This window comes from Herbaspirillum sp. WTB6, from assembly GCF_057457785.1.
The window spans coordinates 824,692-839,642 of record NZ_CP176522.1; the positions used below are offsets into that span (position 1 = coordinate 824,692).

General features: G+C 60.9%; 15 protein-coding genes. 4 read left to right on the forward strand and 11 right to left on the reverse strand.

The genetic code is table 11. The features are described 5' to 3' along the window. Positions 1-384: 384 nt before the first annotated feature. From ACK2VC_RS03760 to ACK2VC_RS03810, 11 genes are all read right to left on the reverse strand, one after another. On the reverse strand, positions 385-1,392 hold the full coding sequence (locus ACK2VC_RS03760) for a YeiH family protein (RefSeq protein ID WP_486732261.1): 1,008 nt from the start codon (positions 1,390-1,392) through the stop codon (positions 385-387). Positions 1,393-1,678: 286 nt separating this feature from the next. Then, positions 1,679-2,068 carry a RidA family protein gene (locus ACK2VC_RS03765; protein ID WP_486732262.1) on the reverse strand — a complete coding sequence of 130 codons (390 nt, stop codon included), beginning with the start codon at positions 2,066-2,068 and terminating at the stop codon, positions 1,679-1,681. 1 nt (position 2,069) lies between these two features. Next, positions 2,070-2,963: an alpha/beta hydrolase gene (locus tag ACK2VC_RS03770; protein ID WP_486732263.1), complete on the reverse strand. Its 894-nt coding sequence runs from the start codon at positions 2,961-2,963 to the stop codon at positions 2,070-2,072. A gap of 20 nt (positions 2,964-2,983) precedes the next feature. Continuing rightward, a complete protein-coding gene (locus tag ACK2VC_RS03775) occupies positions 2,984-3,697 on the reverse strand; it encodes an ABC transporter ATP-binding protein (protein ID WP_486732264.1) in 714 nt (237 codons plus the stop codon). Next, positions 3,690-4,469, reverse strand: a complete 780-nt coding sequence (locus tag ACK2VC_RS03780; protein ID WP_486732265.1) for an ABC transporter ATP-binding protein — start codon at positions 4,467-4,469, stop codon at positions 3,690-3,692. The genes ACK2VC_RS03775 and ACK2VC_RS03780 overlap by 8 nt, the downstream gene beginning before the upstream one ends. Continuing rightward, positions 4,462-5,520 carry a branched-chain amino acid ABC transporter permease gene (locus ACK2VC_RS03785; RefSeq protein ID WP_486732266.1) on the reverse strand — a complete coding sequence of 353 codons (1,059 nt, stop codon included), beginning with the start codon at positions 5,518-5,520 and terminating at the stop codon, positions 4,462-4,464. Before ACK2VC_RS03785 ends, ACK2VC_RS03780 begins: the two co-directional genes overlap by 8 nt. A gap of 43 nt (positions 5,521-5,563) precedes the next feature. Continuing rightward, positions 5,564-6,448, reverse strand: a complete 885-nt coding sequence (locus tag ACK2VC_RS03790; RefSeq protein WP_486732267.1) for a branched-chain amino acid ABC transporter permease — start codon at positions 6,446-6,448, stop codon at positions 5,564-5,566. A 26-nt stretch (positions 6,449-6,474) separates the two neighbouring features. Beyond that, positions 6,475-7,386 (reverse strand): hypothetical protein, encoded by a 912-nt coding sequence (locus ACK2VC_RS03795; RefSeq protein WP_486732268.1) that lies wholly within the window; start codon positions 7,384-7,386, stop codon positions 6,475-6,477. A 10-nt stretch (positions 7,387-7,396) separates the two neighbouring features. After that, positions 7,397-8,326 carry a ferritin-like domain-containing protein gene (locus ACK2VC_RS03800; protein ID WP_486732269.1) on the reverse strand — a complete coding sequence of 310 codons (930 nt, stop codon included), beginning with the start codon at positions 8,324-8,326 and terminating at the stop codon, positions 7,397-7,399. A gap of 38 nt (positions 8,327-8,364) precedes the next feature. Further along, positions 8,365-9,543, reverse strand: a complete 1,179-nt coding sequence (locus ACK2VC_RS03805) for an ABC transporter substrate-binding protein (RefSeq protein WP_486732270.1) — start codon at positions 9,541-9,543, stop codon at positions 8,365-8,367. Between the two features lie 54 nt (positions 9,544-9,597). Then, the gene (locus tag ACK2VC_RS03810) at positions 9,598-10,443 is read right to left on the reverse strand and encodes a GntR family transcriptional regulator (protein ID WP_486732271.1); all 846 of its coding nucleotides are present in this window, start codon (positions 10,441-10,443) and stop codon (positions 9,598-9,600) included. An 86-nt stretch (positions 10,444-10,529) separates the two neighbouring features. Between ACK2VC_RS03810 and ACK2VC_RS03815 the strand changes: the two genes are divergently transcribed. From ACK2VC_RS03815 to ACK2VC_RS03830, 4 genes are read left to right on the forward strand one after another with little or no spacing between them, the layout of a single operon-like run. Beyond that, a complete protein-coding gene (locus tag ACK2VC_RS03815) occupies positions 10,530-11,837 on the forward strand; it encodes a hypothetical protein (RefSeq protein WP_486732272.1) in 1,308 nt (435 codons plus the stop codon). Positions 11,838-11,871: 34 nt separating this feature from the next. Further along, entirely contained in the window at positions 11,872-12,642 is a 771-nt protein-coding gene (locus ACK2VC_RS03820) for an SDR family NAD(P)-dependent oxidoreductase (protein WP_486732273.1), read from the forward strand. A gap of 19 nt (positions 12,643-12,661) precedes the next feature. After that, the gene (locus tag ACK2VC_RS03825; protein WP_486732274.1) at positions 12,662-13,897 is read left to right on the forward strand and encodes an acyl-CoA dehydrogenase family protein; all 1,236 of its coding nucleotides are present in this window, start codon (positions 12,662-12,664) and stop codon (positions 13,895-13,897) included. Continuing rightward, the gene (locus ACK2VC_RS03830) at positions 13,894-14,946 is read left to right on the forward strand and encodes a phosphotransferase family protein (RefSeq protein WP_486732275.1); all 1,053 of its coding nucleotides are present in this window, start codon (positions 13,894-13,896) and stop codon (positions 14,944-14,946) included. The genes ACK2VC_RS03825 and ACK2VC_RS03830 overlap by 4 nt, the downstream gene beginning before the upstream one ends. Positions 14,947-14,951 lie beyond the last annotated feature (5 nt).

Consider the following 14,951-nt stretch of genomic DNA (forward strand, 5'->3'; position numbering starts at 1 on the left):
TTTGTTTGCGTTTGCCCATACTTTCGTCCCGGTCAGCCCGCCAGCCCGGCCGGAGCAGTCCTCGGCCAATGCAATTCAGGACGGCAAGACCGGCACCGCGCTTCGGCGGTGTCGGTCTTGACAGTTGCCGCCACAATAGTGGCCCTACCTACTTGAGCGAGCAGGTACTGTCGCTCAGCGCCTGATACGCCTGGGCGCCGGGACGGTTTGCTTGATGCGAGGATGTCCGCTGCACTGCTTTGCATTTATTTACAACTACTTTCGCGAAAGCCATTTAGGGCGCCGAATAGATACCCGAGGTTTCAAATGTTTAGTGCAACGAGCCATCTGTCCCGAAAATATGATTGGAAAAATCGTGCGCAGATTCGCTGAGAAGCGCCGTGCTTAGCCGATCACCGTCAGCGCGATCAGCACGAAGCCGGCCAGCCACACCGTTTCCGCCAGCAGCATCGCCACCGGCCGCCAGCCGAGCGAAGCCAGCGCCTGGAACGAGGTCTTGACGCCGAGCGCGGCGATCGCCATCACCAGGCAGGCGCGCGAGGCATGGTTGATCCAGTCCGCCGCCGCGGCGGGAATCAGGCCCAGGCTGTTGGCCAGCACGAACCAGACGAAGCCGATCAGAAACACCGGCACCATCGGCTGCGTTTGCACCTCGGTCTTGCCGACCCGGCTCTTGAAGACGACCGACAGGCACAGCACCACCGGCACCAGACAAGCAACCCGGGTCAGCTTGACGAAAGTGGCGACATCGCCGGTATGGTTGGAAATCAGGTAGCCGGCGCCCACCACCTGCGCCACGTCATGAATCGAGCCGCCAATGAAGATGCCGGCGGCATCCGGCGTCATGCCGAACAACGCGACGATCAGCGGATAGACCACCATCGCCAGCGTCGAGAGCGTGGTGACGCCGACCACCGCCAGCAGCGTGAATTTTTCGTTTTCCTTGTTCTGCGGCAGCACCGCGGCGATCGCCAGCGCCGCCGAGGCGCCGCAGATCGCCACCGCGCCGCCCGATAGCAGTCCTTCGGCATTCGGCCGCCCGAGCCGGCGCGCCAGCCACCAGCCGAACAGCATCGTCGCCGCTACGCCGCATACCACCATCACGATCGGCGCCATCCCGAGCGAGGCGATCTGGCCGACGGTGATGCGCGCTCCCAGCAGTGCGACGCCGGTGCGCAGGATGGTGCGGCTGCAAAACTCGATGCCGGGCTGGCATACCGGATCGCCCGCCAGGAAATGGAAAGCCAGGCCGAAGAACAGCGCGTACAGGAATTGCGGACCGCCATAGCTGTCGGAGACGAAGGTCGCCGCCAGCGCAATCACGGCCGCGATCGCCATCCCCGGCCAGCATTTGCGCAATACCGCGGGATGCCACACAGTGAGAAAATTCATTCGGAAATTACTTGGAAATGCGTTGGAAATTGACTCCGCGGCCAACTCGCTGAAACCGGCGAATCGGAGTAAATGGGAACCTGAGAGCCGCCGGTTCGAACACCAGATGCGCTGGAAGCTTGCACCGGCAGGCGCCCGCTGAACGGGGCCGCCATATCCCTAAGCACGAACCTAAGGAAGCAGCCTGAACGGCAACATCATTCCGCCTTTGAGGTGCCAACTATTCTGCGCTAGGCGCGTACCGCTCGGCGAGCTCACAGGTACACGCCCAAGCCGCAGGGAAGCTCTATATTGACCTGTATGCTACCGCCTCCACCTCGAACAGCCATTCAGGCCGGGCCAGCGCCTTGACTGCTACCAGGGTCGATGCCGGACGGGTTTCGCCAAGATACTTGAGGCGCACCGGAGCCAGCGCGGCAAGTTGGGTCTCGTCGGTGACATAGGTGACGACCTTTACGAGGTCTGCAATGTCCAGATCGGCCGCGCGCAACACTTCCCTCAGGTTCGACCAGGCGAGATCCGCCTGCTCGGCCATTCCCTGCCCCAAGCTGCCATCCTTGCGCATGCCGACCTGGCCGGCGATATACAGCCATTTGCCGGTACCGGAGACCAGTACACCCTGGCTGTATGGCCCTACCGGCACGGCGATCTGGTCTGGGTTAAGTTGTTGAATCATGTCAGTTTTCCTTAGTTTCCGTGATCAAAAGCGTGGACTCGCCCTGATTGCAAAGCAGGCCGAGTGTTTTATGAAACAGGGTGCTGCCAGAATCGGCGAATTCATCGACCAGGTCGAAATGGTTGCGTCCTGCCACCAGCATGGCCTCGGCAGCCCTGCCGCCCGTCCGGCAATGCAGTGCAAAGCTCAGGCTCTGGTCCTGAAAGCCGCTGGTTTCCAGCGCGCCGGCCGCCAGCAGCAAGGGCGCATCGATCAGGTCCGCGTCATATACGCTTAATGCGCGCGCCTCGGCGGAGCTCATATGCAGATCGCGGTTTACCGAGGTATGCAGCAACGGTTCGAGATCGAACAGGCCGCTGAGGCACACGCATCCCCGCAGTTTCCCTTCGAGACTCGGGACGCGGTCGCGGCGCACCGCGCTTGCTGCCATATGGCCACCGGCGGAATGGCCGGCCACCACGACGCGATTGGCGTCATAGCCGATCCGGGCGCCTTCCGTACCGATCAGCCAGGCGACGCCGGAACACACCTCGGCGACGATTTCACTGACAGTCACCTGCGGCGCCAGAGCATAGTTCGGCATTGCCACCGCGACGCCGGCCGCAAGGTAGGCATCCGCCACGAATGAAAAATCGCGCTTGTCGAGCGCCCGCCAATAACCGCCATGGATGAATATCAACAAGGGAGCCGGTTCGGTGCCGTGCGGCAGAAAGATATCGACCCGACTGGTGGGCGCAGGGCCGTAAGCCATATCCAGCAATGCTGTGGGGCATTGGCGCGTCACCGCACTGCGTTCGGCAAAGTCGTGGTAGATCATGGTCCGCTCGGGATGGCGGACTCGCAGGTTATAGCTCCCTTCGAGAGCGGAGTCGATGGCGGACGGCGAATGTGACATGTGTGGCTTCATAATTGCGCTCAGAGGCCCAGATAGGCCGCTTGTACGCGTGGTTCGTTGCGCAATTGCTCCGAGGAACCGGAAAACGCGACCCCGCCCTCCTGCAGCACATAGCCGTAATCGGAACTCTGCAGTGTCAGGTTGGCATTCTGCTCGGCGATCAGTAGCGTCAGGCCCTCCTCCTTCAGGCGCCGGATGGAAGCGAAAATGTCTTTCACCACCAGCGGCGCGAGTCCCATGGACGGCTCATCAAGCATCAACAGGCGCGGCCCGCTCATGAGCGCGCGGCCAATCGCCACCATTTGCTGCTCGCCACCCGAGAGCGTGCCGGCCGCCTGCTGGGAACGCTCGGCCAGGCGCGGAAACAAATCCAGTACGCGATCCAGATTGCGCTTGAATTCGGTCGTACGGCGCGCCCGCAGGAAGGTGTAACCGCCCATTTCGAGATTTTCACGTACGCTCAACGCGGCAAAAACACGCCGCCCTTCGGGCACTAGTACGATGCCGCGCGCAACGATCTGTTCGGTTGACAGCGTTTCGAGCGCCTCGCCCTCGAAGCGTATGCTGCCGCGCAGAGGCCGCAGCAATCCGCTCAAACTGCGCATTGTCGTGCTCTTGCCAGCACCATTGGCGCCCAGCAGACAGCCGATCTGATTGGCAGGAATCCGCATGCTGACGTCACGCAAAACGTCGCCCGCGCCGTAGGCCGCGTGTAAGCCGCTGATCTCAAGCATGCTCGATATCCTCTCCCAGATAAGCCTGCAGCACCTGGGGGTCGGCGCGCACGCTGGTGGCGCTTCCTTCGGCGATCTTGCGGCCATAATTCAGCACGACGATGTCGTCGCAGAGCTTCATGACGAAGCTCATGTTGTGCTCCACTAGCAGCACGCTGACACCGTTGCGGTTGATTTCCCGGATGACCTCGACCACCCGCTCCACCTCGGCATGTGGCACTCCGGCCACCGGCTCGTCAAGTAGAAGCAGGGCCGGCTCGGCGGCCAGTGCACGGGCGACTTCGAGAATCTTGGATTCGCCGAAACTGAGATCGGAGGCTTTTGCAAATGCCTTGTGCGCGAGACCAAGCAGCGCCAGCTTTTCCATGGCAATGCTGTAAATCCGGTCTTCTTCCCGCCGTTGGCGCGGCGTACGCAATACCGAAGCCAGGATGCCGGCATGGAAACGCGAATGGCATCCGACCATCACGTTTTCGAGCACCGTAATATCCTTGAATATCTGTAGGTTCTGGAAAGTGCGCGCAATGCCAAGGCCAATCCGCATATGCGAGGGAAGGCCTTCGATCCGCTGGCCGCGGAAAGCAACGCTGCCGCTCGATGGTCGGAGTACGCCGGCGATGATATTGAAAAGCGTGCTCTTGCCGGCGCCATTTGGACCGATCAAGCCTTTGACCTGGCCCTGCCTCATATCGAATGACAGCTCGGACAAGGCCGCCAGTCCGCCGAAGCGAATGCCGACGTCGGCCACGGACAAGAATCCGGAGTTATCCATTGGTCGCCCTCCGCGCCGTGACGGCGTCTATTCCGGCCGCTGCCTTGCGACGGCCGAAGCGTTCAAGAAAGCCGGCAATCCCGCTGGGGAAGAAAATCAGCACTACGATCATGCCCAGCCCAAACGAAAACAGTTCGAGATCGTGAAATGCCTGCAACATCTCCGGCACGACCGTAAAGATCAGCGCTCCGAACAGCGGTCCCCAGTACTTGCCCCAGCCGCCGACCGCTACCATCACCACCATCAGCACGGAAGCGAAAAAGCTAAAAGTTTCCGGCGATGCAAACTGGGTAAAGTGGACATACAGCGCGCCCGCAAGCGCCGCCAATGTGGCCGAAATCACGAAAATCGCGGTCTTCAGCCATTGCGTATTGACCCCCAGGCTGGCCGCGCCGATCTCGCTGCCGGCAAGACTGTTCATGGCACGGCCGATGCGCGATCGGGTCAGATTGAGAATGCCCCACATTACGATCAGGCCGATCGCCCATGCGAGGTAGAAAAACCGCATATCGCTATCCAGGGCGAAGCCACCGACACTGATCGGTTCGACACCGGTCAGGCCGTTCGGGCCACCGGTGAAGTCGACCAGTTCCACAAACAGTACTGACAGAATTGCATTGAAACCGAGGGTCGCCATGGCCAGGTAATGCCCGCGCAGACGCAATGCCGGCAGACCGACCAGGAGCGCCGCCAATGCAGTAAGCGCCATGGCGCAGGGAATACCGATGAGCGCTGAAATTCCGTATTTGGCGGAAAGCACACCGCTGACATAGGCGCCCAGTCCGAAAAATCCGCTATGGCACAGCGATATCTGCCCGCAGTAACCCATGATCAGGTTCAAGCTGGCGATCAGGAGCAGGTTGATGAAAAACATCACCCCCAGGCCAACCATATAGGTGCTGGCCGCAACCCATGGAAAGGCCAGCATGACTGTCCACAGGCCGAACAGGATCAGCAGCGGACGAACCTGACCGGGTTGCCCGACCACGGGAACTGCGCCGGCAGCCGGCGGGGCCGCACTTGGAGGTATCGTATTCATGTTGTCATCCATTTTCGCGAAAATTGAAGCGATTCGATAGGAGATTGCAATGCGCTCAGACCTTGTTAATTTCGGCCTTGCCCAGCATGCCGTGCGGCCGCAGGAATAACACCAGCAGTAGCAGGATGAACGACACGGCATCCTTGAAATGGGACGAAATCAGCGTGCCAGTCAGCGCTTCGACCACCCCCAGCAGAAGTCCGCCGAGAAAAGCACCGTGCAGGCTGCCCAAACCACCCAGCATCGCCGCGCTGAATCCCTTGAATCCCAGCATCGTGCCGTGGTCGTAAGAAGTGAAGGTAAGCGGCGTGATGATCACCCCCGCCAAGCCGCCCGCCAACGCCGCCAGCAGAAATGCCCAGGTGGCTGAGCGCTTGACGCTGATTCCGACCAGCGCCGCCGCATCGCGATCGGCGGCCGTCGCGCGCAGGGTCTTGCCCAACAGGGTGTGCTTGAAAAACCAGTCAGTCAGCAGCATGAAAACGCCCGCCACACCGAGCACCCAGAAGCTCTGTGGCTGGATGCTTGCGCCTGCAACCATCACCGGCACATCGCCGGAGAAAGCCGGATAGCCCATCGGCGTCTTGCCCAATACCAGCATGACCAGGCTTTTCGTACAAATCGCCAATCCGATGCTGACCATCGTCACCAGCACCGGAGAGGGGTTCGCCAGGGGTTGGATGGTAAGCCGCTGCGATAGCGCACCGACGATTCCCACCACCAGCACACCGACGACACAAGCCACCCACAATGGGAGATGCCATGCGGCATACGTGGTGGCGGCCACCATGCCTCCCATCATGACCCATTCGCCCTGGGCGAAATTGATCGCATCCGTGCTTTTGAAGATGACATTGAAACCTACCGCGACAATGGCATAGATGCTGCCCGTGGTCAGGCCCGCGATCAGAGACTGGATGACTTGCGTTGAAAGATCCATAGAGAAATTCCAGGTCCGTTTTCGAGTTACAGCTGACCAAGGGCAGAATGAGTGAGTGACGGCAGCACCACCCCGAATTCACCCAGACGCTTGCGGACACTGGCGACATATTCGACGAAAATACCCTGCTCGGTGGCACGAGTCGCCGCACCAAGGCCGGCTTTAGCGGCCGTCTCGGCAGCGATCGCCTCTTCGCCGTCGGGCGCTGCCAACCATGGGCAGTGGTAACCCGATAGTTCGATCTCTTGCAGATATCTGTGGGCATGCGCGCTAATCGCTGCGCGGTCTGCATCCGACCAATTGGCGGCACGTTCGGCGACGTACAGCCAGCCGAAAGTGACATGACGCTCTTTCGCCTGGACACTTTTTTCCAGCAGTTGGTGCGCGACCGGATCGGTGGCGTTGGCCAGATAGGCACGATGGAGTTCCAGCTCCAATCCATCCTCCACTGCCGAATGGGTGGTGAAGAATGCATCGGCACGCTGCTCCGCATCCAGCGCCTGACGATGGCGATACTGGTTGAACAGCGCCTTTTGCTGCGCCGAAGACGGCCGATCGATATACCCACCCAGCAATTGCGCGAAGCGATGGGCGCTTTCGATCTGCCAGGCCTCCTCGGTATTACGTATCGTCAGAAAATATTTCGGATCGGATTCCCGTCCGGCTTCCAGGCAGAGACGGATCAGGATAGCTGGTGTTTCCGCAAGGCCAGCGTACTCGAGCCAGGCACGGCGACTCCAGACAAGACGGCCGGCATCGAGGGCGGCAGCCTCATAATTCTGGGGCGCGAATTCCCCCCAGGCGACATCCGTTTCCGGATCCCAGCGTTGCTGCTTGCCGGTCTCATATAGGTCACGGATCGAAACGATCGAACGCTTCAATTCCAGCGGAAAGCGGCTTTCAACCAGAATTTTGGTGGATTGGGTCTGCATCATCATGGTCTCCTGCTCAAAATTCACCGATCTTGGGGTGTGTAAAAGTCGGTAGGTTGACGCCCCAGCTTTGCATCTGACGACGAATCCGCTGCACCGTGTCAACGAAAATAGGTTTTTCCAGTTCTTCCACGGTGGCGCCTAGCCCCGCCTCCCAGGTAATCCGGTCGACCTCCATTTCGCTGCGTGAAGCCGGATTGTCCGGAGCCAGCCACGGACTGTGGTAGCCGTTCAATTCGACTTTTTCGATCATCGTGATGACGGCATTTTCGACGACCTTGATTTCGTCGGCGGTCATCTGCGGGATACGGTGGTCGAGATAGCGCCAACCGAACGCGCAATGGCGCACCTCGTCACGCATGATCAGCGAACAGATCTGCTTCGCCACGGGATCGCGGGTGATGTCCACCAAATGACGGAAGACATCGAACGCGATTTCTTCTGCTGCGCACACCAGCGCCGCCAGAATCGCCTCGACCGAAACATTGGGGTCGAGCGCCATCTTGCGCACACCATGCGTTGCAACAGAGCCTTGGAACCCTGCGTGCATCGGTTGCTCGACGTATCCGCCGAGCAGTTCGGCCATCCGGTAGCACACCTCGGAATGCCGGCTTTCCTCCTGCGATCGGATGGTAAAGAACAGGCGCAGGTCAGGTGCGCATTTGTCGTGGCAAAACCGAATTTGCAGCGCCGGGCTTTCGGAGATTGCGCCGTACTCGCTCCACGCGCGACGGCTCCAGTACTGGCGGGCCGCGAAGCGCTGCTCTTCGGTATAGAGTGATGGATCGAAGGCGCTCCAGTCAATGTCGGTACGCGGATCCCATTGCTTTTGTGTCGCCAGATGGAAGAGTTCGCGAATCTTGGGAATCCGCGTATCCAGGTCGAGCGGAAAGATGTCGTTGGCCTCGTCGAGGATGGTGTGCTGTTCAGCCACTGCTGCTGTCATAGCCATGCTCCAGAATTTAGGTTAGCTAAAAGTTGAAATCATTTATAGTCGGCGAGCCGGAATGCGCCGTCTTTGTAGGACAACATCACGATGTCGTCCTTCAGCAATCCAGAGTGCCGAGCAGATGAGAAATTGAAGATGCCGCCTACACCCTTGTAGTTCTGGATCGACTCCAGCGCCGCCCGCACTTTTTCCCTGTCCGCACCGCCCTGCTCGAGCGCCGTCTTTGCCAGCATCACGGCGTCGTAGGTCTGCGCCACGAACTGATTGGGCTTGCGCTTGTACTTGGCTTCAAAGCGCTTGGTCAAGTCCTGGATATTTTTTTTCACACCGTCGTTGTCGGGCAGATCGTCGCCAACTGGAAACTTGACACTGACCAGCAGCAGGTCCTTGACCGAATCGCCGGCCAGGCGCATGTAGCGTTGATCGACAAAACCATAGCTGTGCACCAGCGTCAGCTTGTCGAGGCCGAGCTGTTGCGCCTGCTTGATGAACACTGCTCCGGCTGGGGTGACGGTCCAGCAGATGATGGCTTGAACCGCGCTGCCCTTGATCTTTGCCAGCTGCGGCGTGAGGTCGGTATCGGAAGGATTGAATGACTCGTACAGCATTTCAATGCCGCGTGCCGACGCCAGACGCTTCATCTGCTCGACCGCGCTCTGGCCGAAGCCGCTGCTGTCGGCCAGCAGGGCGGCCTTCTTGATGCCTTTCTTGACGAAATAGTCGAGTACGCGATCGAGCACCTGGTCGTCATCGACCGTGCTCTTGAACGAATATTTGCGCTCGGCCACCGGTGAGACGATCTGCATGCTACCTTCGGTAGAGATGAAGGGCATGCCAGCCTTCTCCGTCATGGGGATCATGGCGAGCGCAATCCCGCTCATGTTGCCGCCGCCGACGATGATGTCGACCTTGTCCTGCGACATCAGGCGGCGGGTGGCGTTGATTGCCTTAGATGTCTGGCTCTCCGCGTCATAGAACACCCATTCCAGCTTTTTACCGCGGATGCCGCCCGCCGAGTTGATGTCCTCAACAGCCATTTCCATCCCTGCCTTCATGTCTTCGCCTAGAAATGCGGCCGGTCCGGTTACCGACAGGATCGAGCCTATCTTCAGCGCATTTTGGGCGTAGGCGACCGAAACGCCGGCGGCGCCCACTAGAGCGGCAGCCGCAAGGGATTTGGTCATGGTACGAATGAAGCTCTTCAGTTGCAGCATGGTGTGTCTCCTTCACCTTTTGTTTAACTGGACGCAATACTTCGGCACTTCAATTCAATTTTTCTTGCCGCCCGCTTTTTTGCTGGCTGGCCCCATGCGCACTTCAAGCGCATCAGTAACACCGCTCATTGCCTTCTTACTGCCTTGCAGCGGCACGCGCACCGAATAACGCACTTGGTCGGCCCGGTAGTGCGATACCCCCGCCATCACAGGGCGGTCGGCACTGTCGTAGTAGACGAGATCGCGCGTGAGAATCGGGTCTCCTGACAACAATCCAAGGTAGTCGGCATGTTCTTCGCGCACCGCCGCTGCCTCGACCTTCAGTTCGCCATAGGCGATATCGACTTGCTTGCGAATCAGGTCGAGCAAGGAACCTGATGCCACCTGTTTTGAATTCAGGTCGGGAATGCGGGCGGCATCGATATAGCGGTAATCGATCGAGATCGGTACGTGCTGCACGGTGCGCAGACGATGTATGTTCCAGATTTGACTGTCCGCCGGCAGATCCAGAAGACGAGCGATGTGCGTACTGGGGCGCTCCAGGGCGCAATGCAGGACCCGCAGGCTGAGGGGCCGTCCCTTCATCGCCCATTGATCGAGAAAATCCATAGAAGGCGTGAACTGTTCGTCGATCTTCGGTGCGCAGACGAAAGTTCCAAGGCCACGTACGCGCCGCAGGAAACCCTCTTCCACCAACTCCTGCACGGCCTGCCGCACGGTCATCCGGCTGACACCGAACTGTTCGCTCAACTCCAGGTCAGTATGAAAACGCTCGTCCTCCTGCTGCCAGCTCAGGATCATCGTCAGCACCCGCCGCTTGATCTGCTCATAGAGCGGCAAAGGCGACTGCCGATCCAGTAAGGGAGCAGCCACGACCTGAAGTTCGGATTGTTTAGTCATAGGTAGTCAAGTTGTCCAGTAATCTAAACATCTATTAGTCTATACATTATGCTATATTACTTCCGCCCGTCAACTTCTTTTTGATCATGAAAATCGCCGCTATCGACTTACAGCTCGCCGCCAGCGGCGGCACCCGACTGGATCATCTTGCGTTCATGCAGCCACAAGCGCTAGATGAGTTCGACACTGTCATATGGAATCCCGCCGGCACCTTCCCGGAATTCGAGAGCCGGCTGGAGCGCCGCTCCCCCGATGTACTCTCGGCGCGTGCATCGGAAGAAGTGTTTGCCGTGTCGCGTCACTGGCGTCAGCAGTTCCGCAGATTTTTGCAACGGGGTGGCACGATGGTGCTGATCCTGCCCCCACCTCGCACATTCGGCATCCACACCTTGCAGGAGGTGATCGACTATGCGCCGCTGGAACCCCTGACGGCCCTGTTGCCTTCGCGGGCTTCTATTGCGCACGCCGAGCCGGGCACGCCGCATTGCCGTGCCGGCGATCCGTTCCTGACCTTCTTTGAGCATGTCGGCGACGCATTGCAACCGCAGGCGATCCTGACCGACTTTCCCGGCATCGCCATACTGCAGGATGATGCCGGCTTGCCGCTGGCTGCTTATGTCAGCCTGCCACCGGGCCGTGTCCTGCTGTTGCCGGCCCTGACGGACAATGCCATCGCCGATGCCGTGCACTCGAAGCGCTTCGTCGAGGCCTTGCGTCACTGCACCGAGCGCCTTGGCTGCGTTACCGGCATCCATAACGCGGCCTGGATGGAAAGCTATCGCACCGTTGCCGAGCAAGACCTGATCGGCCGACAAAACAATCTGCTGCGGAAAATCGGCACACTGCAGGAAGAACTCAATACGACCCAAAAATCCATCGAGCAACTGGAGTTCCAGAAGCAGCTTGTCGGTGGCGAAGGCAGCGGCGTGCGGCTGGCGATCGCCGAACTGTTCCGCAAGAAAGGCGCCTTCGTCCAGCAGGATTGGCTGGAGGAAGGCTTGCTGATCGTCGAACTGAGCGAGCGCCTCCTCGTCGTCAAGGTCCATTTGCCGGAAGAGACGCTGGAAACCGGATATTTCGCCGCACTGGAGCGCGCACGAACGCGCATCGCTGATTATTTCAACAAACCTGTCTGCATGCTGCTGGCCGACTGCGCGGAAAACGCGCGGGGAATCGAGGAACGTACGGCTGCACCGGTGGTAGCCGCGCTTGTCCGGCCCCACCAAGTTCTCTACTTGCAAGGAATACACTTATACGGCTGGCTCATGCAGGTTGACGGCCCCGGCCCGGAAGCCTTGACGGCGGCTCTGGAGTGGGATGACGAAGCGCTATGGACATCGCTGCAACAGAGCGCCTCGACCTCGCTGGTGCGAGCCGTCAATTCAAGGCACTGACTTCCATCTCGCAGCCAAACAAGGAACTACCACCATGACGATTTTCAATACCGCGGCCTTGCAAGGCCAGACCGCCCTGGTCACGGGCGCCTTCGGTGGCCTAGGCCGCCATTTTGCCGCCATTCTGGCCCGGGCCGGCGCACGTGTGGCGCTCGCCGGCCGGCGTATTGCCGAGGGTGAACAATTCGCCGACGAATTGCGCACAGCGGGCGCCGAAGCATGTGCCGTGCCGATGGATGTCACGAATCCAGACAGTGTTGAGCAGGCCATTGCGCACGCCGCTGCGCAACTCGGGCCAATCCGGATCGTCGTCAACAATGCCGGTATCGCGGTGACCAAGCCGGCGCTCGGCCAGGACGAGGCCGACTGGACTGGAGTGATAGACGTCAATCTCAATGGCGCGTGGCGAGTGGCGCAATGTGCCGGCCGCCATATGCGCGGCCACCAGGGGGGCAGCATCATCAACATTGCCTCCATTCTGGGCCTGCGCGTGGCGCAGCAGGTACCGGCCTACGCTGCTGCCAAAGCCGGCCTGATCCATCTGACCAGTGCCCTGGCCCTGGAGTGGGCGCGTTATGGAATCCGCGTCAATGCGCTGGCCCCCGGCTATATCGAAACCGACCTGAATCGTGAATTTTTCGCCAGCGAAGCGGGACAAGCCTTGCTCCGCCGGGTACCGCAACGCCGTCTCGGCCAACCGGAACACCTGGATGGCCCGCTGCTGCTGCTAGCTTCGGACGCTTCCGCCTTCATGACCGGTGCCGTGCTCGCCGTCGATGGCGGCCATCTGGTCAGCTCCCTTTAACCCTACCCAAGGAATTTTCATGGATTTTTCAATCAGTCCCGAGATCGAAGGCATCCGCCAGCGCATCAACACCTTCGTTACGGAGCAATTGCTCCCGGTCGAAGCCGACCGCGCCAATTACGACGAACACGACAATATCCGCGACGAGGTGCTGGCAGCCCTGCGCGCCAAGGCGCGCGCCGCCGGCTTGTGGGCGCCACAGATGCCGCCGGCGCGCGGCGGCATGGGACTGCCGGTGGTCGGCATGGCGGCCTGCTATGAAGCCATGAATTATTCGATCTTCGGTCCCGTGACCTTCAATTGCGCAGCACCCGACGATGGCAACATGATCCTGCTCAACAAGGTCGGCACCGAAGCGCAGAAAGCGCGCTGGCTGCAGCCGATCATCGACGGCAAGGTGCGCTCCGCTTTCGCCATGACCGAACCGCACCCGGGCGGCGGCTCCGATCCGAGCATGATCCAGACCACGGCCGAGCGCCGCGGCGACCGCTGGCTGATCCACGGCCGCAAATGGTTCATCACCGGCGCCAGCGTGGCGCAGCATTTCATTCTGATTGCGCGCACCTCGGACGATCCGCGCAAGGGCCTCACCGCGTTCCTGTTCGATGCTGACCAGCCGGGCTGGCGCATCGAGCGCCGGATTCCGATCATGGGCCCGGAGGAGCATGGCGGCCACTGCGAGCTCGTGTTCGACGGCCTGGAAATCCCTGACGAAAACCGCCTGATGAGCGTCGGCGACGGCCTCAAGGCGACCCAAATCCGCCTCGGCACGGCGCGCCTCACGCACTGCATGCGCTGGCTCGGACTGTCGCGCCGCGCCATGGCGATCGCCCGCAATTATGTGCAAACGCGCCACAGCCAGGGCCGTCCGCTGGCCGAGCGCGAAGGCGTGCAGTGGCTGCTGGGCGAGGCGGCCATGCAGATCGAGATCGGCCGCCTGCTCACCATGCGCGCCGCAAGCAAACTCGATCAGGGCGATTTCGCGCGCAAGGAAATTTCGATGGCCAAGATCGTCGTATCCGAGACGCTGCACAAGGCCGCCGACACCGCGATCCAGCTGAACGGCGCGCGCGGCTATTCGAAGGACACGCCGCTCGAATGGATCTATCGCTACGCGCGCCAGGCGCGCCTGGTCGACGGCGCTTCCGAGGTGCACAAGATGGTGCTCGCCAAATACCTGATCGACGAAGGCGACGCCTTCTGGCAATGGGATGGCGCAAGCGCCGCCGCCTCGTCCGGACCTGCCGCATCATGAGCAGTCCCGCACGCCCGGAAAACGGCTTCAGCCTCGATGCCGAGCAGCTGGAGGCCTACCTGAAAGCCGGCGGCCACATCGGTTCGGCGCCACTCGAAATCACGCCGCTGTCGGGCGGCCAATCCAACCCGACCTATCTGTTGCGCAGCGGCGGCGAGCGGCTGGTGCTGCGCAAGCAGCCGCCGGGCAAGCTGCTGCCCTCGGCGCACGCGATCGATCGCGAGTACCGCGTAATGCAGGCGTTGGCCGGCAGCGGCGTGCCGGTACCGCGCATGCATCTGTACTGCGCCGACCCAGAAGTCATTGGCACACCCTTCTTCTTGATGGAATTCGTCGATGGCCGCATCTTCGTCGACCAGTCGCTGCCGGATATGGGCGCGTCTGAGCGAAGCGCGCTCTACGCCGAAATGAACCGCGTGATCGCGGCGCTGCACGGCGTCGACTACGCCGCCGTCGGCCTGGCGGACTACGGCAAGGCTGGGAACTATTTCACGCGCCAGATCGCTCGCTGGAGCCGCCAGTACCGCGATTCGCAGACCACGCGGATCGCTGCCATGGATGCGCTGATCAACTGGCTGCCGGCGCACATTCCGGCGGGCGACGAGACTTCGATCGTGCATGGCGACTATCGGCTCGACAATCTGGTATTCCACCCCACCGAGCCGCGCGTGCTGGCGGTGCTCGACTGGGAACTGTCGACGCTCGGCCATCCGCTTGCCGATTTTTCCTATCACTGCATGAGCTGGCACATCCCAGCCACGCTGTGGCGCGGCATCGGCGGTCTCGACCTGGCGGCGCTCGGCATTCCCGACGAGCAGTCCTACATTGCCGCCTACTGCCGCCATACCGGCCGCGCCGGCATCGCGCACTGGGATTTTTACCTGGCCTACAACCTGTTCCGCATCGCCGCTATCCTGCAGGGCATCGCCGGCCGGGCGCGCGACGGCAACGCCAATGCCGCCGATGCCGTACAAATGGGGCTCAAGGCGCAACCCTTGGCAGAACTCGGCTGGGCGTGCGCGCAGCGCGCCATGGCCGAAACCGGTTGAACCGC